We start from the raw sequence: 23,933 nt of genomic DNA on the forward strand, positions 1-23,933 counted from the left end.
GGGAGACGTCGATCTTCTTTTCGAACACTTTCGCCGGATGACAGCTCATACTGGGTGACAAGCACCACACCGCACACGGAGCCTCATGTGCCGAGCCCCGACCCGGGCCGGGAGCGCGTCTGGTACGTCTCCTACGGCTCGAACATGCACCTCGACCGCCTCATGGCGTACATCGCGGGCGGCAGGCCCCCCGGCTCGTCCCGGGACCACCCGGGCTGCCGCGACCGGCGGCCGCCCGAGGTCTCGCGCGCCGTGGAACTGCCGGGCGCCCTGTACTTCGCGACGGAGTCGGCGCTGTGGACGGGCGGGCGGGCCTTCTACGACCCGGCCGCCGACGGTGTCCTGTACGCGCGGGCGCACCTGGTGACCCGCGGGCAGTTCTCCGACATCGCCGCGCAGGAGATGTACCGCGCCCCGGGCAGGGACCTCGATCTGACGGCGGTGGTCCGGAACGGCCGCGCCCGCCTCGGTGCCGGGCGCTACGAGACGCTGGTGTGCCCGGGGCTCCTCGACGGCCTGCCGCTGCTCACCTTCACGGCGCCCTGGCACCTCGCGGACGTGGCCCTCAACCCGCCGGCGGGCGCCTATCTGCGGCACCTGGGCGCGGGCCTGATGGAGACGGCGGCCTGGGGTGAGGCCGCCGTCTCCGCCTACCTCGCGGCCCGGCCGGGCGCCCTGGGTCACTGGACGGCCGAGCGGGTCGCGCGGCTGCTCGCGCGCTGACCTGTGGGTCAGCCGCGCAGCGGGCCCTCGCAGCGGAAGTCCGAGGTACCGGCCCGCCCGTCGGTCCAGATGTCCACGGCACCGAACGAGCAGTTCATGTCGGCGAGGTTGTTCTCACCGCCCTTGGCCCGGTCGAGGATGAAGTAGTCGACCGTCTCGGACATGTCCTTGTAGACCAGGTCCTCGTCCTGGGAGTCGGTGAGGCGGGCCGTGATCCGTCCCGTGCAGGCGAAGCGCGGGCGGTCCTGCGAGCCGCCGGCGGCGCACTCCGGGGCGTTGCCGGTCGTCGCCTTGATGGAGTCGCGGACCTGGGCCGCCGTGGTGGCGCGCAGCTGGCCCACCGGCACGTACGTGGTGGCGGGCACGAACAGGTCGTCGACCTTGGCGATCTGTTCGTCGAGGAAGGCGTCGTACTCGGACTGCAGGTGCGTGTCCCTGCCGACCCGGTCGCGCCAGGCGTCGAAGCCCGTCGGGTCGTCCTTGCGCAGCAGGCGGTACATCTCCTGGAGCTCGGCGGGGTGCTCGGCCCACAGGTACTCGAAGAACGTGCCCGCGTAGTTGTAGAACCGGAAGCCGTCGCCGTCGTAGGTGGCGTGCAGGAGCTGGTTGACACTCATCCGCGGGCCGCCGCCCGCGGTGTCGGCGATGATGCCCTTGACCAGGGACTTGCGGACCTTGATGCCGTCGTCGCGGGTGGCGCCGTCGAAGAACTCCGCGGTGCCCTCGTCCATCGCCGTGGTCCGGTCGCCCTGGTACCACGGGCCCTCGCCGAAGGAACCGGGCACCGCCCAGCGGCCGTTGAGATAGTGCGTGTACTCGTGCCGGAACAGCTCCTCGAGGGTGAGCGAGGAGTCCTGCGGGACGCGGCGCTGGTAGGTGTAGAAGGTGGCGCCCTTCTCGATGTACATGCCGCCGTTCTCGGTGCTCAGGCCGGTCAGGAGCGGCTGGAAGTTCTCGTACTCGGCGCGCGAGGAGTACAGGACCACGCGCAGGCTGGAGTTGGTGTCGCCCTTGAGCGGCTCCTGGGTGCCGACCACGCGGTGGAACTGCGCCTTGACCTGCTGGCTCGCGTAGTACAGCTGGTCGACGGTGGGGCGGTCGAGGGCGTGGCGCACCACGATCCCGTCGGTGCCCTGCTTGCCGTAGCTGTACGTCTGCGGGAACAGCTTCTTCTCGATGTCCTCGCGGCACACCTTGTACGGGGCGCAGGCCTCGAACTCGACCAGCCAGGTGGCGACCTTCGCCCACGGCGCGCTGAGGTTGCCGAAGGTCCGGGCGGTGACGTCGAGGAGCCCGCCGAGCCCCGAGACGATCTCGGTGCGCAGCGCCTCGACCTGGCCCATGCGGCCGTACTCCAGGAGGGCGTCGCGGGCCGCCCAGGCGTTGTCCGTGCCCTTCAGGTGTCCGTAGCCCGCGAACGCCTTGAATGCGGCGCGGTAGGCGGGGTCGGCGGCGACGGCCGCGTGGAAGGCGGTGTCCCGGTTGCCGGGGTAGACGCCCAGGTAGTTCAGGGACAGCGCGGCGAGGGCCGACCCGCCCCAGGAGCGGTTCTTGTAGGTGTCGGGCCGGTCGGCGTCCATGGTCTTCAGGACCCGTTTGACCAGGGGCAGCTGGTGCTGGCGCAGGCCCGGCGCGCTCGCCGCGTACAGGGCCTCGCGGAGCGTCTCGGCGTTCGTCCCGGTCGCGTCGAAGGTGCGGGCGGCCGAGCCGAAGGCGTCGACGGCCGCCCGCATGGCGGCGACCGTCGGCGGGTCGGTGACGTCGATCTCGTCGCGGGAGAAGTCGTGGTACGCGACGGCGTGCAGATAGGTGAACATCTCAAGGAGGTGGCCGGTGTTCTTGCCGTCGTGGCTCGCGGCGAGCGCGCTGACGCGCCGCGACACGGCCTGCACGTGCGCATCGGACATCACCGGGGCGAGGCGCCGGTCCCAGGTCCAGATCAGCGAGCGCAGACAGCCGTCTGCGGTGACGGCCGGGTCGGCGAGGAAGTCGGCGAGCCCCTCCGGGGACAGCCGGGTCAGGTCGTCGAGCGTGCACCCGGCGGCCGCGGTCCGCCGCTCGGGCTTGGGCGTACGGGGGCCGGGGACACGGCCGTCGGTGAGGCCGCCGGGCGCCGGGAGCCGCCGGGCCCCGGGCTTGGGCGCCTTGGCGAGGCGGTCGGCCCGGTCGTGCGGGTCGGGCGCGGCGGGTCCCGGTCGCGCGGCGGCCTGCCGTATCGCGTCGCCCGGCGCGGACGGGGTGTCCGCCTGGCCGAGCGGGGCCGCGGTCACGCAGAGGGTCACCGCCGTCGCGGCGGTGAGCAGGGATCTGCGCAGGGTTCTCGAAGGAAACACAGAGGGCTCCCAGGGTGGGGGTCATGGGAAAGCACACGAGGCAGGGGCGATGGGCGCCCAACTGCCCGCCTTGTAACGGCACTTGGCGACCAGGGCCCGTCAGGGAACCCAACGCCATGTGACGCGTAACGTAGTAATGTGAAATTGCACTGACAAGGGGTCAGGCGCTCCGTTATCCAGCTGTGTCCCGGCCGGACCACCCATCGCGTCCGGCCCGGACCCTCCGCCGCGCCCCGGCCGACCGGCCCGGACGGGCGGCCGGGTCACCCGGCGAACCGAGGAGGACCACCCATGCCCGAGACCACGACCGACACCCCCGGCCCGCGAGCGGCCGACACCCCCCGCGCCCCGGGCACGGTCAGCCACGACCTGCCCGTCTCCCCGGAGTTCGAGCGGTTCATGGCGGGTGACTGGGCGCCGAGCCCACTGCCCGGCGACCTCCGTCTGACGGCCGCCGACGTCACCCCGGGCCGCCGGGCGCGCCTGGCCGCCCGTTTCCCCGGGGAGCGGCTCGTCATCCCCGCCGGGGAGTTGCGGGTGCGCTCCAACGACTGCGACCACCGCTTCCGGCCGCACAGCGCGTACGCGTGGCTCACCGGCCTGACCGGCGAGGAGCAGGCGGGGCACGTCCTGGTCCTGGAGCCCGACGGGCCGCACCGGCACGAGGCGGTCCTGTACGTGCGGCCCCGCTCGCCGCGCGCCGACGGCGGCTTCTACCGGGACCGGCGCTACGGCGAGTTCTGGGTCGGCCGCCGCCCCGACCTGGAGGAGGCCGAGCGCATGACCGGCATCCGCTGCGCCCACCTGGACGGCCTCGGCGCGCTCCCGCCGGGGCGCCACGCGGCGACGGACGGCGAACTCGCCGCCGCCCTGAGCGAGCTGAGGCTCGTCAAGGACGCCTGGGAGGTGGCCCAGCTCCAGCAGGCCGTGGACCACACGGCGGCGGGCTTCGAGGACGTGGTGCGCGCCCTGCCCCGCGCCCTCACCCATCCGCGCGGCGAACGCTGGATCGAGGGCGTCTTCGGCCTGCGCGCCCGCGCGGAGGGCAACGGCACCGGCTACGAGACCATCGCCGCCTCCGGTGCCCACGCCTGCGTCCTGCACTGGATCCGCAACGACGGGCCGCTGGACGCGCGGGAGTTGCTCCTCCTGGACGCGGGCGTGGAGACCGACACCCTCTACACCGCCGACATCACCCGCACCCTGCCGCTCTCCGGGCGCTTCTCCCCCGTCCAGCGGCAGGTGTACGAGCTCGTGCTCGCCGCACAGGACGCGGGGATCGCCGCGCTGCGGCCGGGCGCGCGCTTCCGCGACTTCCACCGGGCCGCGATGCGCGTGATCGCGGAGGGCCTCACGGAGTGGGGCGTCCTCAAGAGCCCCGAGGGCGACTTCCACCGCCGCTACACCCTGTGCAGCAGCGGCCACATGCTCGGGATCGACCTGCACGACTGCGCGCAGGCGCGGACCGAGGTCTATCTGGACGGAGTCCTGGAGGAAGGCCAGGTCCTGACCGTCGAACCCGGCCTCTACCTCCAGCCGGACGACGAGACGCTGCCGCCCGAACTGCGCGGCATCGGCGTCCGCGTCGAGGACGACCTGGTGATCACCGCCGAGGGGGCCCGCCTCATGTCCGGGAGCCTGCCGCGCACTCCGGACGGGGTGGAGGAGTGGATGGGGAACCTCATGGAGGGCTGAGCGGGGCGCCCGGCCCGTTAGCCGGGGCTCCCGGCGGGGGCGTCGTAGAGCAGGCTGTAGCGCCAGAACAGACGGCGGCGGATGCGGGCGCCGGGCAGTTCCCGCGCGGCCGCGGCCCGGACGTCGGCAAGGGTCTCCAGCGGGTCGGCGGTCGGCGCCGTCATGTGCGGGGGCGGCGCGTCGGCGCGGGCCGGATGCCTGATCAGGCCCAGGACCGGATTCAGGAGCGCGGCGGGCAGGGTGGCGAGCCGGTCGACGGGCCCGGACTCCCGGTAGCAGCCGAGGATCACGAGGCGCCCGCCCGGAGCGAGACACCGGCGGAGCTCGCGCAGGGTGGGCGCCAACGGCAGGTGGTGCAGGACGGCGACCAGGGTGACGGCGTCGTAACGTCGCCGCGGGTCGCGCCCGTCGAAACCGGCCTCGACGACGGTGACCGCGGAATCGCCGGTGAAGCGCTCCGCCGCGACGCGGGCCGTCCCGGGATCGGGTTCGAGCCCGGTGACGGTGACGGCCCGGCGGCGCAGCAGCGCGGCGAGGTTCCCCGTGCCGCACCCGACGTCGAGGACGTGGCGGGCCCCGGACGCCGCCACCCGGTCCGCGATCCAGCGGCCGTAGTGGTCGTTGTGGCTCCAGGGATGCCGCTGGTTGAAACGGTGGAGGTGAGCGAGGAGCGCCATGGGGCCACGGTAGCCAGGAGCGCCCGCCCGCTCCGCCGCCCCTAGGCCCGGTCCCGCGGTGCCAGGGTGCGGAGCACGTCGAACTCGTTGCCCTCGGGGTCGGCCATGACCACCCAGTTCCGGTCCGGGCCCTGGCCCACGTCCGCCCTGGTGGCGCCGAGGCCGAGCAGTCTGGTCACCTCGTCCTCCGTGCCGCGGTCGATCGGGCTGACGTCGAGGTGGAGCCGGTTCTTCACGGTCTTGCCCTCCGGCACCCGGATGAACTGCAGGGTGGGTGGCATCTGGCGGGCCCGGACGTCCTCGACCGTCGGCACCCAGGAGCCGATCTCGACCCTGCCCTCGCCCCGGTCGATCACCTTGAAGTCCAGGACCGCGCACCAGAATGCGGCGAGCCTCTCGGGGTCGCGGCAGTCAACGACCAGCTCGGTGAACCTACTTGCCATGTCTCTCCCGGGTAGTGCCGACGAGGGCCCAGCGTATGCCGCGCGCCCGACGGAGCCGAGGCCGCCCGCGCCCCGGGGCCGTACGACCTGCCGAACGGGACCCGGGGCGGGGAGAGTTGGTGCCGCGTGCGGGATCCCTTGGCAACACCGGTGCAATGTGAAATATTACTGACGTGCCCACGAGGAACTCCACGGACGTCATCGTCATCGGGGCGGGAGTGGTCGGCGCCGCCTGCGCCTACTACGCGGCCCGCTCCGGACTCCACGTCACCGTGATCGACCGCGGCCCCGTCGCGGGCGGGACGACGGGTGCGGGCGAGGGGAACCTCCTGGTCTCGGACAAGGAACCCGGCCCGGAACTCGATCTGGCCCTGCTCTCCACGCGGCTGTGGCGCGAGCTGGCCGACGCCCTGCCGCCGCGCATCGAGTACGAGACCAAGGGCGGCCTCGTCGTCGCGGCCGACGCCCACGGACTGGCCTCCCTGCGGGAGTTCGCCGCCCGGCAGGCCCGCTCCGGCGTCGCCGCCGACGAGGTGCCGGGCGACCGGCTCCGCGACCTGGAGCCGCATCTCGCGCCCGGCCTCGCGGGCGCCTTCCACTATCCGCAGGACGCGCAGGTGCAGCCCGCACTCGCCGCCGCCCAGCTGCTGCGCGCGGGCGGCGAGCGGGTGCGGCTGCGGCTCGGCGAGGAGGTCACCGGCGTCCTCACCGGCTCCGGCGGGCGGGTGCGCGGGGTGCGGACGCCCGCGGGCGACGTCCACGCGCCGCACGTCGTCAACGCGGCGGGGACCTGGGGCGGCGAGGTCGCCCGGCTGGCGGGAGCGCCCCTGCCCGTGCTGCCCCGGCGCGGCTTCGTCCTGGTCACCGAGCCGCTGCCCCGCGTCGTCCGGCGCAAGGTGTACGCGGCGGACTACGTGGCCGACGTCGCCAGCGGCTCGGCGGCGCTCCAGACCTCCGCCGTCGTCGAAGGCACCCCGGCGGGGCCCGTGTTGATCGGCGCGAGCCGGGAGCGCGTCGGCTTCGACCGCACCCTGTCGGTGGCGGCGCTGCGGCGCCTCGCCGCGCAGGCCGTCCGGCTCTTCCCGGTGCTCGCCACGGTGCGGGCCATGCGGACGTACGCCGGATTCCGGCCCTACCTCCCCGACCACCTGCCCGCCATCGGCCCCGATCCGCGCGCCCCCGGCCTGCTGCACGCCTGCGGGCACGAGGGCGCCGGGATCGGCCTCGCTCCGGCGACGGGGCGCCTCGTCGCCGCGCTGCTCGGCGGCGGCACACTCCCCCTCGACATCAAACCGTTCAGGCCCGAGCGGTTCGACGAGGGCACCGACCCCAGGAAGGAGCCGGGGCATGGCGCGTGACCGCACCCCCGCCGACCTCGTCGGGGCCGCCCCCGACGCCGCGTTCGAGATCAGCTTCGACGGGCGCCCCGTCCCCGCGCTGCCCGGCCAGTCCGTGGCCGCCGCGCTCTGGGCGGCGGGCGTCCTCGCCTGGCGCACGACCCGGGTCGGCGGGCGGCCGCGCGGCGCGTTCTGCGGCATCGGCCAGTGCCACGACTGCCTGGCCACCATCAACTCCCGCCCGAACCGGCGGGCTTGTCTGGTCCCGGCGCGGCCCGGCGACGCGGTCACCACGCAGGAGGGACACGGGCATGCGGGACTCGGCGTCTGAGACGGCTCCGGAACAGCGGGCCCCTGCGGGGCCGTACGACCTCGCCGTGATCGGCGCCGGCCCCGCGGGCCTCGCGGGCGCGGTGACCGCCGCCGAACTCGGCCTGTCCGTCGCCCTGCTGGACTCCTCGGCGCAGCCCGGCGGCCAGTACTACCGCCACCCCGACCCGGCCCTGGGCGCCACCCGCCCCGAGGCCCTGCACCACGGCTGGGCGGCCTTCGCGGACCTGCGCCACCGCCTGGACTCCGGCACGGTCACCCGGCTGACGCGCCACCACGTGTGGACCGTCGTACGCGAGGACGCCGGGACAGCCGAGGGCGGCGAGGACCTGTGGGCCGTGCACGCCGTCACCGGCTCGGACGGAGGCGGAGGCGGGGACTCCGACGGGGGCAGGGGCGGGGAGCGTCCCGTGCGCGTACGGGCCCGTGCGGTGCTGCTCGCGACCGGTACGTACGAGCGCCACCTCCCCTTCCCCGGCTGGACACTGCCGGGTGTCGTGGCCGCCGGAGGGGCCCAGGCGATGCTGAAGTCCGGGCTCGTCCTTCCGGGCAGCCGGGTCGTGGTGGCGGGCAGCGGGCCGCTGCTGCTCGCCGTGGCCGCCTCGCTCGCCTCGGCGGGGGCCCGGGTGCCCGCCCTGGTGGAGGCGTCGGGCTACCTCGCCTACGCCCGTGAGCCGCGCACCCTCCTTGCCCATCCGCACAAGCTCCTGGAGGGCGCGACCCATGGCGCGGCGCTGCTGCGGCACCGGGTGCGGCCCCGGCTCCGCAGCGCGGTGACCCGCGCGCACGGCACCGACCGCGTGGAGGCCGTCACGGTCTCGCGGCTGGACCGCGACTGGCGGCCCGTACCGGGGACCGGCCGCCGCATCGCCTGCGACGCGCTCGCGATCGGCCACGGCCTGGTCCCCCAGCTCGAACTGGCCACCGGGCTCGGCTGCGCCACTCGGCGCGCACCGGACGGGACGCACGCGCTCGCCCTCAGCGCCCTCCAGAGCACCTCGGTGCCCGGCGTCTACGCGGCGGGCGAGGCGGGCGGCGTCGGCGGCGCCCCGCTCGCCCTCGCCGAGGGCGAGTTGGCGGGCGTCGCCATCGCCGCGCGGACCCTGGGGCGGCCCGCCCTGCTCGACGGCCCGCGCGTGCGCGAGCTGCGGCGGCGCCGACACCGGCTGCGCGCCTTCGCGGAGGTGATGGCGCGCGCCCACGCCCCGGGCGAGGGCTGGACGCGGTGGCTCGACGACGCGACGGAGGTCTGCCGCTGCGAGGAGGTCACCGCGGGCAGCGTCCGCGAGGCGATCGACGACTACGGCGCCCGGGACGCCCGCACCGTCAAGCTCCTCACCCGCGCCGGCATGGGCTGGTGCCAGGGCCGGATGTGCGGCACGGCCGTGACCTGCCTCGCCGCGGGCGCGGCCGGGGCGCCGCAGTCGCCGCCACCGGAGCGCAGACCACTGTCGGTGCCGGTGCCGTTGGGAGCGCTCGCCGTGGTGGACGGGGACGAGGAGACCCCGACGGCCGACGGATAGCGCCGCCCCCTTTCCCGCCGGACCGCCCGCACCGGTCACACCGGACCGCCCCGCACCGCACGGGACCGCCCCGCACCGGACCGTCTCGCACCGGTCGCGTCGGGCCGCCCCGCACCGGCCGCTTGTCGGCCTCCCAGGCTCCACGCTCTGCTCAATAAAATGTCACACACCATAGAAGGGCTCCCTTCATGACCCCCTCCCCCTCCCCCGCCGCCTCCTGGACCCCCGAGCGGCCGTGGCGCGGCATCATGGTCGCCACCGCGCTGCCGCTGCGCGACGACCTCTCCGTCGACCACGACGCCTACGCCGCACACGTCCGGTGGCTCCTGGACAACGGCTGCGACGGTGTCGTGCCGAACGGCTCGCTCGGCGAGTACCAGACCCTCACCCCCGACGAGCGCGCCCGCGTCGTCCGCACCGCCGTGGAGGCCGCGGGCGACGGGGCCCGGGTGATGCCGGGCGTCGCCGCGTACGGCAGCGCCGAGGCGCGCCGCTGGGCCGAGCAGGCGGGCGAACAGGGCTGCGGCAGCGTCCTGTTGCTGCCGCCCAACGCCTACCGGGCCGACGAGCGCGCGGTGCGCGACCACTACGCCGAGGTGGCCCGGGCACAGCTGCCCGTCGTGGCCTACAACAACCCCCTCGACACCAAGGTCGACCTGACCCCGGCCCTGCTCGCCCAGCTGCACGGCGCGGGGCACGTCGTGGCCGTCAAGGAGTTCAGCGGAGATGTGCGCAGGGCGTACGAGATCGCCGAACTCGCCCCGGACCTCGATCTGTTGATCGGCGCCGACGACGTCCTCCTGGAACTCGCCGCGGCCGGTGCCGTCGGCTGGGTCGCGGGCTATCCCAACGCCTTCCCCGCCTCCTGCGCCGCGCTGTACCGCGCCGCGACCGCCGGTGACCTTCAGGCCGCGCTGCCGCTCTACCGGTCCCTGCACCCGTTGCTGCGCTGGGACTCCAAGACCGAGTTCGTGCAGGCCATCAAGGCGTCCATGGACATCGTCGGGCGGCGCGGCGGCCCCACCCGGCCGCCGCGCACGCCGCTGGCCGACGCTGCGGGCGCCCAGGTGCGCGCCGCCACGGAGAAGGCCGTCGCCGACGGCCACCACTGACCCGGAAGGGGGGAGACTTCCATGCGTACGCGTCACGTCTTCCACGCCGTGGACTCGCACACCGAGGGCATGCCCACGCGCGTGATCACCGGTGGCGTCGGGGTGATCCCCGGCGCCACCATGGCCGAGCGCAGGCTCCACTTCATCGAGCACCAGGACCATCTGCGCACGCTCCTGATGTACGAGCCGCGCGGGCACGCCGCGATGAGCGGCGCGATCCTCCAGCCGCCCACCCGGCCCGACGCCGACTACGGCGTGCTCTACATCGAGGTGTCCGGGCTGCTCCCCATGTGCGGGCACGGCACCATCGGCGTGGCCACCGTCCTGGTGGAGACCGGCATGGTCCCGGTCACCGAGCCCGTCACCACGGTCCGGCTCGACACCCCGGCGGGCCTGGTCGGCGTCGACGTACGAGTCGAGGACGGAGCGGCGACGTCGGTCACGCTCACCAACGTGCCCGCGTTCTGCGTCGGCCTCGACCGCAAGGTGGAGGTGGAGGGGTACGGCACGGTGACGTACGACCTCGCGTTCGGCGGGAACTTCTACGCGTTCGTCGAACTCGACGCCCTCGGCCTGCCGTTCGACCGGGCCCGCAAGGACGACCTGCTCGCCGCGGGCACCGCGGTCATGGCCGCGATCAACGCGTCCGACGAGCGGCCCGTCCACCCGGTCCAGCCGGAGATCGCGGGCGTGAAGCACGTCTACCTGGCCGCTCCCGGCTCCGACGCGCACCGCTCGCGGCACGCCATGGCCATCCACCCGGGCTGGTTCGACCGCTCCCCGTGCGGTACGGGGACCTCCGCGCGGATGGCGCAGCTGCACGCCCGCGGCGCCCTGCCGCTGGAGCGCGACTTCGTCAACGAGTCCTTCATCGGTACGGAGTTCACCGGCAGGCTCGTCGCCGAGACGGAGGTCGGCGGGGTGCCCGCCGTCGTGCCGCGCATCACCGGGCGCGCCTGGATCACCGGCACCGCCCAGTACTTCCTCGACCCCGACGACCCGTTCCCCGGAGGGTTCCTCCTGTGATCACCGCCCTGGCCCCGGTTGTCTCGCGCAACCCGGCCGACCCCTCCGACGTGGTGGTACGCACCGCCGCGCCCGGCGCGTTCGCCGCCGTCGACACCGTCGAGCGGGCCCGCGTCGCACAGCCCGGCTGGCGCCTGGGCGGTGCGGCGGCCCGCGCGGGCGCGCTCGGCGCCATCGCCTCGGCCGTCGAGGCGGCCGCGGACGAGCTGGCCGCGCTCGCGGTCCGCGAAGTGGGCAAACCCCTGACGGAGGCCCGCGCGGAGGTGGCGCGCACCGCCGCGATCTGGCGCTACTACGCCGAGGCCCCGTACGCGGCCGAGGGCTCCGTGCACGAACCGGGCAGCGGCGCCGGGCTGCTGCTCACGCGCCGCCGCCCGCACGGCGTCGCCGGTCTCGTCACGCCCTGGAACTTCCCCTTCGCCATCCCCAGCTGGAAGGCGGCCCCGGCCCTCGCGACCGGCAACGCCGTCGTCCTCAAGCCCGCGCCGGAAGCCACCGCGTGCGCGCTGCGCCTCGCCGAGATCGTCCAACAGGCCCTACCCGACGGCGTGTTCACGGTGCTCCCCGGTGGAGCCAGCGAGGGCAACGCGGTCGTGTCGGCCGCCGACGTCATCTCCTTCACGGGCTCCACCGTCGTCGGCCAGGCCGTCGTGGCCCGCGCCGCCGCCCGCGGCGTCCCCGTCCAGGCGGAGATGGGCGGCCTGAACGCGGCGATCGTCCTGCCGGACGCGGACATCGCCACCGCCGCCGCCCACCTCGCCGCCGCGATCGCCGGGTACGCGGGCCAGAAGTGCACCGCGACCAGCCGCGTCATCGCGGTGGGCGCCGCCCTCGCCCCGCTGCGCGAGGCCCTGGCCGAGCGGTTGCGTGCCGTGACCGTGGGCGACCCCGCGGAGGCGGCCACCGCCTGCGGCCCGCTCATCTCCGAGGGCGCCCGCGACGACGTGGCCGAGAGCAGCCGGGGGCTGCCCGAACTCGCCGATGCCCGCGCCCCGCACGGCGACGGCTGGTACGCGGCCCCCGCCCTCGTCACGGACGTGCCGCCGGGCCACCGGCTGCTGCGCGAGGAGGTCTTCGGGCCGCTGGCCGTGCTGCTCGCCGCCGACGACCTGGACCACGCGGTCCGCATCGCCAACGCCACCCCCTACGGCCTGGTCACGTCCGTGCACACCGCGTCGCTCGACACCGCCCTGCACGGCCTGGACCACCTCGACACCGGCATGATCCGCGTCAACGCCCCGTCCACCGGCGTCGACTTCCACCTGCCGTTCGGCGGCACCAAGGCCTCCAGCCACGGCCCGCGCGAACAGGGCCGCGCGGCCCTTGAGTTCTATACGTCCAGCCGCACGTACACCTTGGCTCCCGCACTGTCCCCGTGAAAACAACGTGACATTGTACGCTGGTGATCCACTCGGCCGAAGGCGCGTGGCACGGTGCCGGCGCGACGGCGCGCGGGCACCGCGCGGGCGACGACAGCGCGCGGGCACGGTGCGAGCGACGGTCACGAAGGGACACCACGACCATGGGCCACCTCAAGCAGCGCAACCTCATCACCACCAGGGAGCGCCTGCGCGACCAGGTGGCCCACGCCCTGCGCGCGGCACTGATCTCCGGTGAACTGCGCCCCGGCGAGGTGTACTCGGCGCCGGGTCTCGCGGAGGACTTCGGCATCTCCGCGACGCCCGTGCGCGAGGCGATGCTCGACCTGGCCCGCGAGGGCCTGGTCGAGCCGGTCCGCAACAAGGGCTTCCGGATCACCGAGGTCAACGAACGCGACCTGGACCAGTACTCGGAGATCCGCACCCTCATCGAGGTCCCCATGGTCGGCCGGATCACCCGCTCCGCCGCCCGCGAGGACCTGGAGGCGCTGCGCCCGGTCGCGCAGGAGATCGTCCGCGCCGCCCGCGAGCACGACCTCATCGGCTATCTGGAGGCCGACCGTCAGTTCCACCTCTCCCTGCTCGCCCTCGGCGGCAACGACCGCCTCGTCGAGACCGTCGGCGACCTCCGCAAGCGCTCCCGCCTCTACGGCCTCACCGCCCTGGACGAGAACGACCAGCTGCTCCCCTCCGCCCAGGAGCACGTCGAACTCCTCGACCTGATGGTGGCCGGTGACGCGAAGGCCGCGGAGAAGTGCATGACCCGCCACCTCAGCCACGTCCGCTCCCTGTGGGCCGAAGGCGCCCCGGACAAGGAGCGGAAGCCCACCCGCACCGGCCTCGGCGTCCGCCTCGGCTCCGCCTGAGGTGCGCTTCCGGGCGGGGGCCCACTCTCCTCGGCCCACCGGAGCACCCTCCCGAAGCCGGCGGCACGGGGACCGTCGTAGGCTCCCGGGCATGCGCGCGCACCTGCAACAGATCGTCGTGGACTGCCACGAGCCGAAGACCCTGGCCGCGTTCTGGGCCCGGATCCTCGGGGGTGATCCGGTCGGCCGTGCCCGCGGCTGGTCACACGTCGAGCTGCCCGGACTCCCCCGGCTCGCCTTCCAGCCGGTGCCCGAGGGCAAGACCGTGAAGAACCGGCTCCACCTGGACGTCGCGGTCGACGACATCGAGGCCGCCACCACCGAAGCGGTGCGCCTGGGCGCGGCCCGGAGCGGTGGGACGGTCACCGACGACCAGGGGGCCTTCCAGGTCATGCTCGACCCGGAAGGCAACGAGTTCTGCTTCGTCAGCGCCGGGCCCCGGTAGCGGCGGCCCCCTCGCACCGGAGCCCTGCCCCGGTCGGCCGCCGCCGGTCTCCGGCACCCGGCGGGCCCGCCCCACACCATCAGGCGGACCTGCTCGACACCATCCGCGGTCAGGAAGGCTGGACCTCGTCGAAGAGGGCGAGGGCCGTGGAGGGGTCCGGGCTCACGAGGCGCTCCAGACCGGCCTTCGTCATGCTCGCCCACCTGGCGGCCCGTTCCCACATCCGTTCCTCGAAGGCGCGGACGGCCTCGTCCAGGCCTTCGGGGCCGGGGACGGCGGCGATGGCATCGGCGAGTTCGGCGCCTTCCAGCATCGCGAGGTTCGCGCCCACTCCGAGTGGGGGCATCAGGTGGGCGGCGTCGCCCAGGAGGGTCACCCCCGAGACGTGGGGCCAGGTGTGGGACACGGGCAGGGCGTAGAGGGGGCGGTGGACGAAGGCCGCGCCGCGGCGGATGAGGTCGAGGACGGGAGCGGCCCAGCCGTCGAACTGAGCCAGCAGGCTCGCCCGCACGGCCTCGGCGTCGGCCCCGTCCAGGCTCGCGCCCCGGTCCGGACCCGCGGGTCGGCCCGGGGCCGCGTGCCACTCCGGGTCCACGCGGAACTGGGCGTACACCTTGACGTGGCCGCCGCTGTTGCGCTGGGCGACGATCGCGCGGTTCACGCCGTACACCGCCACGGAACCGTCGCCGACCAGCCGGGCGAGGTCGGGGTGGCGGGCGTCGACGTCGTCCAGGGAGGTCTCGACCAGGGTGACGCCGGTGTACTCCGGCGTCACGGCGGAGACCGCCGGACGGACCCGGGACCAGGCGCCGTCCGCGCCGATCACGAGGTCGTACGTCTCCTGCCGCCCGTCCGCGAAGTGGACCCGCGCCCCGTCCCCGCTCCGCGGCACCACCTCCGTCACGGCCCGCCCCCACCGCACGTCCAGGGGCCCGAGCAGCAGATCGCGGAGTTGCCCGCGGTCGATCTCGGGGTTGGCCCGGTCGTCCGGCCGAGGCCGCCAGTCGCGCAGGACGGTCCCGTCCACGGCCAGGATGCGCATGGCCTGCCCCTCGGGGCGGGACAGCGCCCGGAACTCCGCCAGCACCCCCGCCTTCTCCAGCGCCACCTGGCCGAGCCCCTCGTGCAGGTCCAGCGTGCCGCCCGGGGGCCGGGCGTCGCGAGCGGGATCGCGTTCGAGGACGGTGACGGGGTGGCCATGACGGTGCAGGACTCGGGCGAAGGCAAGGCCTGCGGGTCCGCTGCCGATCACGGCGATACGGGGTCTCATGGTGATCCACCGTACGGTGTCGCGGAGTTGGACCACGAGGGGGTGGTGGGTGGCGGGGAGGGTCAGGCAGGGCCGGCTTCCGGGGTGCGTGGCGGCGCGGCGGGGCGGGGCTCTCCGGGCGCGGCGCTACCGTCAGGGGCGTGACGGGAATCAATGCAGGTCGGCGGTGGTCCGAGTCCATGTCGGCGGCCTATGAGCAGTACCTTGTGCCGGTGGTCTTCCGGCCTTTCGCCGAGGACCTGACCGTGAGGGCGGCGGCTCTTCGCCCGCGGCGCGTTCTCGAACTGGCCGCCGGAACGGGTGTGTTGACCTCGCGTCTGCTCGCGGCGCTGCCGTCGGCCGCGGTGACGGCCACCGACCTCAACGAGGCCATGGTCGCTTTCGGGTCGGCCCGGGCTCCGGGCGCGGAGTGGCGGCAGGCCGACGCGCGGCGGCTGCCGTTCCCGGACGGCGGCTTCGACCTGGTGGTCTGCCAGTTCGGCGTGATGTTCTTCGCCGACCACGTCGCGGCCTTCACCGAGGTCCGGCGGGTCCTGGCCCCGGGCGGCCGGTTCTTGTTCAACACCTGGGGCCCGCTCGGCACGCACGCCTTCGAAGTCGCGCTGCAGGCCGGTCTTGAGCGGGCCTTTCCGGCCGACCCACCGCGGTTCTTCCCGACGGTTCCGCACGGCTACGCCGACCCCGCCACCGTGTCCGCCGATCTGGGGGCCGCCGGGTTCACGGTCGAGGACGAGCGGGAGGTGACGCTTCAGGGCCGGGCCGCGTCGACCGCCGACCTCGCCACCGGGTACCTCACCGGGACACCGGTGCGCGCTGCCGTCGAGGAGCGCGGTGGCGGGCCGGCTGTCCGGGCGACGGTCATCGAGGAGATGACGGCCCGCCTTGGCCCGGGGCCGGTCAGCGCCCCGATGACGGCGTACGTCTTCCGCGCCGCGGCCTGAACGCGCACGCGCCTGCCGCACCGCTCCCGCCTGGGCGCGAGAGCGGTGCGGCGGCCGAAGAGCGCGGCGGCGGGGACGATCAGGAGAAGCGACGGACGAACACGTCCGACTTGCCGTTGGTGTCACCGGGCACGAGGTCGTCGGCCGTGGACTGGAAGACCACGTCGCGCCCACCGGCGCTGACCGCGTCGACCCCGGCCGTGGCGGGCCGGTCGGAGACGACCTCGTCGGTGCCCGTGCGCAGGTCGCGCAGCACGAGCGACGGCCCGGTCGTGTCGTTCGGGGCGTACAGCAGGTAGGTGCCGGTGGGGTCGATGGCCAGGCCCTTGACGTCCGGCACGCGCCGGGCGGTGCCCGAGCTCACGTCGTGGACGTAGGTGTCGGAGCCCGAGAGGTAGACGAGCTTGCTGCCGTCCTCGCTGAGCTGGACGACGGTCGCTTCCTTGGCCGGGCCCTCGATCGGGTCGGAGGTGGAGCCGTGGTCCCCGTCCCACAGGAAGACGTCCTTGGCCTTGCCGTCCTGGTAGGCGACGTAGCGGCCGTCACCGCTGATGGACGGCCGGGACGGCGCGGTGTGGGCGAACCAGGCGAGTTCCTGCTTGGTGCGCGCGTGCCAGTCCCATACGTCGATGCGCTGGCTGGTCGACGGCCGACCGATGGTGGCGACGTTGGCGACGTAGCGGCCGTCCCCGCTCACCGACGGCTGACTGCAGTTGAGGGCGTCGCAGTCGAGGCCGATCGAACTGCCCGCGGTCCACTGCGCCAGCTTGATCTTGGTGTCCCTGAACAACCGCACCCAATAGGCGGCGTACTCCCCGTCACCGCTGAGCACCGGGGAGTCGATCGGGTAGCTGCCCACCTGCTTGAGCTGCCCCGACGGCTCGTCGCGCAGGTACACCCTCTCGGCCGACGAGAAGACGGTGCGGCGTCCGTCGGTCGTGATCGCGCCCCCGGTGGAGTCGCCGTCGAACTGCGTGCCGTCGGCCGCGACGCTGATCCTCTGGACACCGGCTCCGCCGCCCCGCACGACGCCGGTGGGCTCGGCCGAGGCGGCTCCGGGCAGAGCCGTGGTGAGCGCGCACGCCACGAGGGCCGCGCCTAACACGCCCCGTACGCGTCTGGTGGTGCTCCGGTCCCTGTTTCCCCTCATTTTTCCCCCAGTCAGGAAGGTCTCGCCCCCGGATCCCCACCGGAGGGCCCCCAGCATGCAACCCCGACAGCGCCGAGGGGTCAATGCGTTCCATGCGTCACATGACATGTGAGAGGCGTCGTTTCGGTCATAGGGGAATCGGCATGCTCGGTAGCGTGACCACATCTGCCGCAGGGGGTGCCGCTGTGCCCGGCCGGTCCGTGCGGAGTTATCAACAGAGAGTGACGAGGCTGCCATGAGTGAACGGACGAAACCCGAGGTCCACGTTCCGGAGGGGGACGCTCCCACCGAGCTGACCGTCCGGGACCTGGTCGTCGGGGAGGGGCCCGAGGTCAAGCCGGGCATGGTGGTCAGGGTCCACTACGTCGGGGTGACCTTCGCGTCCGGGAAGGAGTTCGACGCCTCCTGGGACCGGGGCCAGCCGTTCAAGTTCGCCCTGGGCAGCGGCAGGGTCATCAAGGGCTGGGACCGGGGGGTGCGGGGGATGAAGGTCGGCGGTCGGCGCGAGATCATCGTTCCCCCGCGCCTCGGCTACGGCAACCAGTCGCCCTCGTCGTCGATCCCGGCAGGCTCGACCCTGGTCTTCGTGGTGGACCTGCTGGACTTGTACTCCAGCACCACCGGGTGGCAGCACACCTAGGCCGTGTCGTCCGGCTCGTCGGGCGGGCCGGACGCCTCGGCCTTCGCCGTCGCTCCCGCCGTGTTCACCAGCTGATGGCCGCCGCCACCGGCCGGTGGTCACTGCCGGTGGCGGGCAGCACCCACGCGCTGACCGGCGTGACGCCGCGGACCAGGACGTGGTCGATGCGCGCCATCGGGAACGTCCTCGGCCAGGTGAAGCCGAAGCCGTCCCCCGCCGCGTCCTGGGCCGAGCGCAGCCGCGAGGTGACGCCGTCGAGCGCGCGGTCGTCCACGGTGCCGTTCAGGTCGCCGAGCAGCACCATCCGCTTGTTCGGCTCGGCGGCGACGGCCGCGCCGAGCGCCCGCGCGTTCCGGTCCCGGCTGCCCGTCGTGAAGCCGTCCGAGTACACGCGTACGGACCCCAGGTGGGCCACGTACACGGCGAGGGGCCCCTGGTCCGTGGCCACCGTGGCGCGCAGCGCCCGGCCGTCGGGCGCCACCGCCGCGACCGGCTTGGTGTCCGCCAGCGGCCCGACGTCCTGCTGGATGTCGACCGCCCGGGTGTCCGACAGCGGCAGCCTGCTCCACAGGCCGACCGTGCCCCGCACCGTGTGGTGCGGGTACGCCTTGGCCAGTTCCCTCTCGTAGACCGGCTTCGCCTGCGGGGTGATCTCCTCAAGGGCCAGCACGTCCGCGCCGGAGGCGGCCAGGTCGCGGGCGGTGCCGGCCGGGTCGGGGTTGTCGGCGCCGACGTTGTGGGTGGCCAGGGTGAGGTCGCCGCCGGGGCGGGACTTGTCGACGAGCAGCCCGCCGAAGAGGTTCAGCCACACCGCGACCGGCAGCACGAGCGCCACCACCGCCGAGGCGGAGCGCCGCCACAGCGCCCCGGCGAGGAGCACCGGGACGAACAGGCCGAACCACGGCAGGAAGGTCTCCACCAGGCTGCCGATCCCGCCGCGGTCCGGGATCCGCGCGTGCAGCAGCATGAGCAGGCCCAGCAGCAGGGCCGACGCCGCGAGAACGAGGCCGCGCCGCCAGGGCCCCGGCCGCAGAGCGCGGCGAAGCGTGCGGCGGACGCGCCCGGACCGGGCGCCCGGACCGGAGGCACGGCGTCGGCCGCGGCCTCCCTGACCGGCCTCCGCCGCGTGCACCGTGTCCGTCTCGGCCTCCACATCCGCCGCGTCCACCACGTCTGCCACATCCGCCATGCCCGCCATGCCCGCCGCGTCCGCCTGTGCCATCGTCAGTCCTCGTTCCGTACCGGTCACTGCCGCGTCCTCGGGTCCTGGGTGGGGTCGGCGTACGCGCGCGGGCAGCCGTGATCGGTGGCTTCGGGGCGCAGTTCGTAGTGCCAGGGTTCGTTCTCGTAGATCTGGCACAGCCCGTGTCCGGCGCCGTGCTCGGACAGCCACGCCGTCGCGGCGGAGCGCCCGACGTCGACCGCGTCGCCCGACACATGGGGGGAGGTCTCCGCCGTGGCCACCCATCGGGCGGCCTCCTCCTCGGACCCGTACTCGGCGACCGCCTCGCGGAGGAGCCGGTTCTGGTACGACGGGGAGCGCCAGCCGCTGTTGACGCGGAACGCGACCCCGTCGTCCGCGGCGTCCTTGGCGGCCCGGCGCAGCGCCTCGAGCAGCTCCGGATCGAGGCGGGTCACCGCCGGCGTCGCCTCGTCGAAGACCGTCACGCCGTCGGGTACGACGCCGTCGGCCACGCCGGGCGCGCCGTGGTGCCCCCGGCGGGAGGCGTGCGCCGCCGCGTTCGAGGCCGTCGAGGACTCGGGCGACCAGGAGCAGAGGATCACGGTGATCGCTGTGATGACGACGGCCAGGACCGCGACGGCGAGGAGGTGCGTGCGGCGGCTCGGTGTTCGTGCGGTGGGCGTTGTCCGATTCATGCCGTCAGTCAAGGCAGTGCGGTGTTGTGGGCCCGTATGCGGATTTCGATACGCCGACGACATGCGCCGCCTCGTAGCGTGGACGGCATGCGTGTGCTGATCGTCGAAGACGAGCCCTATCTGGCGGAAGCCATCCGTGACGGCCTGCGCCTGGAGGCGATCGCGGCCGACATCGCGGGGGACGGCGACACCGCCCTGGAACTGCTGAGCGTCAACGCGTACGACATCGCCGTCCTCGACCGCGACATCCCCGGGCCGTCCGGCGACGAGGTCGCCAAGCGCATCGTCGCCTCCGGCAGCGGGATGCCGATCCTCATGCTCACCGCGGCCGACCGGCTCGACGACAAGGCGTCCGGCTTCCAACTCGGCGCCGACGACTACCTCACGAAACCCTTCGCCTTACGGGAGCTGGCCCTCAGGTTGAGGGCGCTCGACCGCAGACGCGCCCACAGCAGGCCGCCCGTGCGGGAGATCGCGGGGCTGCGCCTCGACCCGTTCCGCAGAGAGGTCTACCGCGACGGCCGCTTCGTCGCGCTGACCAGGAAGCAGTTCGCCGTGCTCGACGTCCTCGTCGCCGCCGAAGGCGGTGTCGTCAGCGCCGAGCAGCTCCTGGAGCGGGCGTGGGACGCGCACGCCGACCCGTTCACAAACGCCGTGCGCATCACCGTCTCGGCCCTGCGCAAGCGGCTCGGCGAACCCTGGATCATCGCCACCGTGCCGGGCGTCGGCTACCGCATCGACGCCGCACCCGGCACCCGGCGCGAGGAGCGGGACCGTGGATAGGCGCCCCGGTGTGAGCGTGCGCGTCAAGCTCACCCTCAGCTACGCCGGGTTCCTCATGCTGGCGGGCGCCCTGCTGATGGCGGCGGTGTGGGTGTTCCTCCTGAGGTACGTCCCCGACCGCGCGAAGCTCTACAACCCCGACGACAGGCCCGGCAGTGTGTTCCCCATTCGGTCCGTCCTGCTGGAGGTCTTCGCGCCGAGGGCGGCCGCCGTACTGGCGTTCCTGCTGCTGTTCGGCCTGGTCGGCGGGTGGTTCCTCGCCGGTCGCATGCTGGCGCCGCTGACCCGCATCACGGAGACCACCCGCATGACCACGAGCGGATCGCTCTCGCACCGCGTCCGGTTGCCGGGCCGCAACGACGAGTTCCGCGAACTCGCCGACGCCTTCGACGCGATGCTCGTACGACTCGAAGCCCACGTCGCCGAGCAGCGGAGGTTCGCGGCCAACGCCTCGCACGAGTTGCGCACCCCGCTGGCGATCTCCAAGGCCCTCCTCGACGTGGCCCGCACCGACCCGGACCGCGACACCGGCGAACTCATCGACCGCCTGCACACCGTGAACACCCGGGCGATCGACCTCACCGAAGCGCTGCTCGTGATCAGCCAGGTAGAACAGCGGTCCTTCACCCGGGAACGCGTCGACCTGTCCCTCGTGGCGGAGGAAGCCACCGAAACGCTGCTCCCCCTCGCGGAGAAGCACGGAGTCACCCTCGAGACCGAGGGAGACATCACCCCCGCCGTCGGCTCACCCGTGCTCCTGCTGCAGTTGGCCACGAACCTCGTGCACAACGCGATCGTCCACAACCTGCCGGAGAGGGGCACCGTCCGGGTCCGCACCGCCGTCCGCCCCGGCACGGTCACCCTCACCGTCGAGAACACCGGCGAGCCGGTCGCCCCGGAGCTGGCCTCGACCCTCACCGAACCGTTCCAGCGCGGCACCGAGCGCGTCCACACCGACCACGCGGGCGTCGGCCTCGGCCTGGCGATCGTCAAGACCATCGCCCACGCCCACGACGGCACACTCACCCTCACCCCGCGCCCTGGCGGCGGCATCCGCGTCACCGTGGAACTGCCCGCGACGACGCCACAGACCGACGGGTGAGGGGTCACCGGCCCTGCCGCCGGGCACGGACCGCGCGTCGCCCGCGCGGGACAACAGCGCGAGGCGCCCGGAAACAGCGCAGGCCCCCTCGCCGAGGGGGCCTGCCGACCGGGCCGCGCCACGACGGCGCGGCCCGGTCCACCGCTTCAGTCCTGGCGGCTCGTGACCTCGACGAGGTGCATGCCGAACTGGGTCTTCACCGGACCCTGGACCTCGCCGACCGGGGCCGAGAAGACGACCTGGTCGAACTCGGGCACCATCTGGCCCGGGCCGAACGAGCCGAGGTTCCCGCCGTCGCGCGACGAGGGGCACGAGGAGTGCTTCTTCGCCAGCTCGGCGAAGTCCGCACCGCCCGCGATCTGCTCCTTCAGCTGCAAGGCCTCGGCCTCGGTCTTGACCAAGATGTGCCGCGCGCTAGCCCTAGCCATGTGTTTCATCCTCTCGAGTACACGTCAACGCCGCCCAGGGTACGTGTCCGGCACCCCAGGGGCACTTCGCGGGAATCCCCCCCCCGCACCAAAACACTAACGACTACGGTTATGCAACCGTGACACCTTCACCTTCGAGGGCGGGAGCCCACCCCCTTCCCGATGTCCGCGCACAGCCACCCGCACTCCGACTCCCGTACGCCCTCGGGAAGTTGACGCACCCATCCCATTGACGCGGGGCATGCCCACAACTAAACAACCCTGAGAGCGCTCTCAGAACTGGCCGCACTCCCCACCCCCGAGGTGCCCCATGCGAGCAAGACGCGCCCCCTTCCGCTCCCTCCCGCGCACCCCGCTCCGCACCGCCCTGCTCACCGGCCTCGCCGCCCTCGCCCTGACCGCCCCGCTGCTGGCCCCCGGCGCGGCGAACGCCGACGTGCCCCCGGCCCCGGGCTGGACCCTCCAGTGGAGCGACGACTTCGACGGGCCCGCGCGGTCGCTGCCCTCCGCCGCGAACTGGCAGGTCGACACCGGCCACCACTACCCCGGCGGCCCGGCGAACTGGGGCACCGGCGAGGTCCAGAACTACACCTCGTCCCCCGACAACCTGGCCCTCGACGGCGGCGGCAACCTCCGCATCACCCCGCTGCGGGACGGCGCGGGCGCCTGGACGTCCGGCCGCGTCGAGACGCGGCGCGCCGACTTCAAGGCCCCCGCGGGCGGCACGCTCGCCATCGAGAGCCGCATCCGGATGCCGGACGTCACCGGCGAGCAGGCCCTCGGCTACTGGCCCGCCTTCTGGGCGCTCGGAGCGCCCTACCGGGGCGACTACTGGAACTGGCCGGGCATCGGCGAGTTCGACGTGATGGAGAACGTGAACGGGATCGACTCCGTGTGGGGCGTCCTGCACTGCGGCGTCAACCCGGGCGGCCCCTGCGGCGAGACCAACGGCATCGGCGCGAGCCGCGCCTGCCCGGGCACCTCCTGCCAGTCCGCGTTCCACACGTACCGCTTCGAGTGGGACCGCTCCGCGAGCCCGAACGTGCTGCGCTGGTACGTCGACGGACAGCTGTTCCACAGCGTCGACCAGAACCGCGTGGGCGCCGGGGCGTGGAACGACATGACCGGCCACGCCGGGTACTTCATCCTGCTCAACGTCGCGATGGGCGGCGGCTTCCCCGACGGCGTCGCGGGCCGCGCCACCCCGGTCGCGGCGACGGTGCCGGGCCGGTCCATGCTCGTGGACTACGTGGCGGTGTGGACGCGGGGCGGCACGGGCGGCGACCCCGGCACACCGTCCACGCTGCACCTGCGCCCCGGCGGCACCCTCGGCGAGGCCACCGGCACCGCCTCTGCCGCGACCCTCGCGTCGGCGGGCGGCACCAACCACGACGGCACCCCGCACGCCCCGCAGACGTTCACGGCGACCGGCGTGAACGGCACCTACGACGGCGGCCCGACCCAGTTCGACCTGCTCGTCGACGCGGGCTCCACGGTGGCCAACGGCCAGCAGGTCCGGGTGAGTTACGACCGCACGGGCGACGGCTCCTGGGACCGCACGGAGACCTACCGCTACTTCGCGACGGACCCGGTGCCGGGCTACGAGCACTACACCCAGGGCCAGGGCCTCAAGACCAGCACGGGCGAGCACGGCCCGATGCGCGGCGGCACCGTCAGGGTCGAGGTCTGGAACGCGATCGGCAACGGCCCGAGCACCCTGGGCACCGGCAACCAGTCCGTCGTACGGATCCCCTTCGCATGAGGCCGGGGCGGCCCGCGCCCACCCGTGATCCACTCCCCGAGCGGGTAGCCGGACCAGCACGGGAAGTCGATCTACGACCCCTGACCCGGG

The 23,933-nt window shown here is 73.9% G+C and carries 23 protein-coding genes; 15 read left to right on the forward strand and 8 right to left on the reverse strand.

From position 1 onward, the window contains the following. Window positions 1–144 precede the first annotated feature (144 nt). The gene (locus tag C9F11_RS04990; protein ID WP_138966074.1) at window positions 145–723 is read left to right on the forward strand and encodes a histone deacetylase; all 579 of its coding nucleotides are present in this window, start codon (window positions 145–147) and stop codon (window positions 721–723) included. A gap of 8 nt (window positions 724–731) precedes the next feature. Here the strand turns inward: C9F11_RS04990 and C9F11_RS04995 are convergent, their stop codons facing one another. Then, the gene (locus C9F11_RS04995) at window positions 732–3,056 is read right to left on the reverse strand and encodes a collagenase (RefSeq protein WP_138958096.1); all 2,325 of its coding nucleotides are present in this window, start codon (window positions 3,054–3,056) and stop codon (window positions 732–734) included. 291 nt (window positions 3,057–3,347) lie between these two features. Between C9F11_RS04995 and C9F11_RS05000 the strand changes: the two genes are divergently transcribed. Next, window positions 3,348–4,751 (forward strand): aminopeptidase P family protein, encoded by a 1,404-nt coding sequence (locus C9F11_RS05000; protein WP_138958097.1) that lies wholly within the window; start codon window positions 3,348–3,350, stop codon window positions 4,749–4,751. A 17-nt stretch (window positions 4,752–4,768) separates the two neighbouring features. On the opposite strand, the gene C9F11_RS05005 is transcribed toward C9F11_RS05000, so the two are convergent. Both C9F11_RS05005 and C9F11_RS05010 read right to left on the reverse strand, forming a co-directional pair. Further along, the gene (locus C9F11_RS05005; RefSeq protein WP_138958098.1) at window positions 4,769–5,428 is read right to left on the reverse strand and encodes a class I SAM-dependent methyltransferase; all 660 of its coding nucleotides are present in this window, start codon (window positions 5,426–5,428) and stop codon (window positions 4,769–4,771) included. A 41-nt stretch (window positions 5,429–5,469) separates the two neighbouring features. Next, a complete protein-coding gene (locus tag C9F11_RS05010; protein WP_138958099.1) occupies window positions 5,470–5,871 on the reverse strand; it encodes a VOC family protein in 402 nt (133 codons plus the stop codon). Between the two features lie 173 nt (window positions 5,872–6,044). On the opposite strand from C9F11_RS05010, the gene C9F11_RS05015 reads away from it, so the two are divergent. The 8 genes from C9F11_RS05015 (at window position 6,045) to C9F11_RS05050 (ending at window position 13,889) form a co-directional block, all read left to right on the forward strand. Continuing rightward, on the forward strand, window positions 6,045–7,229 hold the full coding sequence (locus C9F11_RS05015) for an FAD-binding oxidoreductase (protein WP_138958100.1): 1,185 nt from the start codon (window positions 6,045–6,047) through the stop codon (window positions 7,227–7,229). Continuing rightward, a complete protein-coding gene (locus tag C9F11_RS05020; protein ID WP_138958101.1) occupies window positions 7,219–7,539 on the forward strand; it encodes a (2Fe-2S)-binding protein in 321 nt (106 codons plus the stop codon). The genes C9F11_RS05015 and C9F11_RS05020 overlap by 11 nt, the downstream gene beginning before the upstream one ends. Beyond that, entirely contained in the window at window positions 7,520–9,061 is a 1,542-nt protein-coding gene (locus C9F11_RS05025) for an NAD(P)/FAD-dependent oxidoreductase (RefSeq protein WP_138958102.1), read from the forward strand. Before C9F11_RS05020 ends, C9F11_RS05025 begins: the two co-directional genes overlap by 20 nt. A 188-nt stretch (window positions 9,062–9,249) precedes the next feature. Next, the gene (locus C9F11_RS05030) at window positions 9,250–10,173 is read left to right on the forward strand and encodes a dihydrodipicolinate synthase family protein (RefSeq protein WP_138958103.1); all 924 of its coding nucleotides are present in this window, start codon (window positions 9,250–9,252) and stop codon (window positions 10,171–10,173) included. A gap of 21 nt (window positions 10,174–10,194) precedes the next feature. Beyond that, window positions 10,195–11,199: a proline racemase family protein gene (locus tag C9F11_RS05035; protein WP_138958104.1), complete on the forward strand. Its 1,005-nt coding sequence runs from the start codon at window positions 10,195–10,197 to the stop codon at window positions 11,197–11,199. Further along, entirely contained in the window at window positions 11,196–12,578 is a 1,383-nt protein-coding gene (locus C9F11_RS05040; protein ID WP_138958105.1) for an aldehyde dehydrogenase family protein, read from the forward strand. The genes C9F11_RS05035 and C9F11_RS05040 overlap by 4 nt, the downstream gene beginning before the upstream one ends. A gap of 143 nt (window positions 12,579–12,721) precedes the next feature. Next, the gene (locus C9F11_RS05045; RefSeq protein WP_138958106.1) at window positions 12,722–13,444 is read left to right on the forward strand and encodes a GntR family transcriptional regulator; all 723 of its coding nucleotides are present in this window, start codon (window positions 12,722–12,724) and stop codon (window positions 13,442–13,444) included. A 91-nt stretch (window positions 13,445–13,535) separates the two neighbouring features. Next, window positions 13,536–13,889 carry a VOC family protein gene (locus tag C9F11_RS05050; RefSeq protein ID WP_138958107.1) on the forward strand — a complete coding sequence of 118 codons (354 nt, stop codon included), beginning with the start codon at window positions 13,536–13,538 and terminating at the stop codon, window positions 13,887–13,889. Between the two features lie 109 nt (window positions 13,890–13,998). Here the strand turns inward: C9F11_RS05050 and C9F11_RS05055 are convergent, their stop codons facing one another. Then, a complete protein-coding gene (locus C9F11_RS05055) occupies window positions 13,999–15,159 on the reverse strand; it encodes an NAD(P)/FAD-dependent oxidoreductase (RefSeq protein ID WP_138958108.1) in 1,161 nt (386 codons plus the stop codon). Window positions 15,160–15,338: 179 nt separating this feature from the next. Between C9F11_RS05055 and C9F11_RS05060 the strand changes: the two genes are divergently transcribed. Next, complete coding sequence (locus tag C9F11_RS05060) at window positions 15,339–16,100, forward strand: class I SAM-dependent methyltransferase (protein ID WP_138966076.1); 762 nt, start codon at window positions 15,339–15,341, stop codon at window positions 16,098–16,100. A gap of 79 nt (window positions 16,101–16,179) precedes the next feature. Here the strand turns inward: C9F11_RS05060 and C9F11_RS05065 are convergent, their stop codons facing one another. Then, window positions 16,180–17,205, reverse strand: a complete 1,026-nt coding sequence (locus tag C9F11_RS05065) for a hypothetical protein (protein WP_346347226.1) — start codon at window positions 17,203–17,205, stop codon at window positions 16,180–16,182. A 280-nt stretch (window positions 17,206–17,485) separates the two neighbouring features. Between C9F11_RS05065 and C9F11_RS05070 the strand changes: the two genes are divergently transcribed. After that, entirely contained in the window at window positions 17,486–17,890 is a 405-nt protein-coding gene (locus C9F11_RS05070) for an FKBP-type peptidyl-prolyl cis-trans isomerase (RefSeq protein ID WP_138958110.1), read from the forward strand. Between the two features lie 64 nt (window positions 17,891–17,954). Here C9F11_RS05070 and C9F11_RS05075 read toward each other — a convergent pair whose 3' ends face one another. Both C9F11_RS05075 and C9F11_RS05080 read right to left on the reverse strand, forming a co-directional pair. Beyond that, the gene (locus tag C9F11_RS05075) at window positions 17,955–19,112 is read right to left on the reverse strand and encodes an endonuclease/exonuclease/phosphatase family protein (RefSeq protein ID WP_249401600.1); all 1,158 of its coding nucleotides are present in this window, start codon (window positions 19,110–19,112) and stop codon (window positions 17,955–17,957) included. A 23-nt stretch (window positions 19,113–19,135) separates the two neighbouring features. Beyond that, window positions 19,136–19,768 (reverse strand): M15 family metallopeptidase, encoded by a 633-nt coding sequence (locus tag C9F11_RS05080; RefSeq protein ID WP_138958111.1) that lies wholly within the window; start codon window positions 19,766–19,768, stop codon window positions 19,136–19,138. An 87-nt stretch (window positions 19,769–19,855) separates the two neighbouring features. On the opposite strand from C9F11_RS05080, the gene C9F11_RS05085 reads away from it, so the two are divergent. Beyond that, window positions 19,856–20,551 (forward strand): response regulator transcription factor, encoded by a 696-nt coding sequence (locus C9F11_RS05085; RefSeq protein WP_138958112.1) that lies wholly within the window; start codon window positions 19,856–19,858, stop codon window positions 20,549–20,551. Window positions 20,552–20,561: 10 nt separating this feature from the next. Continuing rightward, complete coding sequence (locus C9F11_RS05090; protein ID WP_138966080.1) at window positions 20,562–21,653, forward strand: HAMP domain-containing sensor histidine kinase; 1,092 nt, start codon at window positions 20,562–20,564, stop codon at window positions 21,651–21,653. 146 nt (window positions 21,654–21,799) lie between these two features. Here the strand turns inward: C9F11_RS05090 and C9F11_RS05095 are convergent, their stop codons facing one another. Then, on the reverse strand, window positions 21,800–22,081 hold the full coding sequence (locus tag C9F11_RS05095) for a peptidylprolyl isomerase (RefSeq protein ID WP_138958113.1): 282 nt from the start codon (window positions 22,079–22,081) through the stop codon (window positions 21,800–21,802). A 310-nt stretch (window positions 22,082–22,391) separates the two neighbouring features. Here C9F11_RS05095 and C9F11_RS05100 point away from each other — a divergent pair, with 310 nt between their 5' ends. Beyond that, window positions 22,392–23,843: a glycoside hydrolase family 16 protein gene (locus C9F11_RS05100; RefSeq protein WP_138958114.1), complete on the forward strand. Its 1,452-nt coding sequence runs from the start codon at window positions 22,392–22,394 to the stop codon at window positions 23,841–23,843. The last annotated feature ends 90 nt before the right edge of the window (window positions 23,844–23,933 follow it).

Source organism: Streptomyces sp. YIM 121038, assembly GCF_006088715.1.
Taxonomy (GTDB): Bacteria; Actinomycetota; Actinomycetes; order Streptomycetales; family Streptomycetaceae; genus Streptomyces.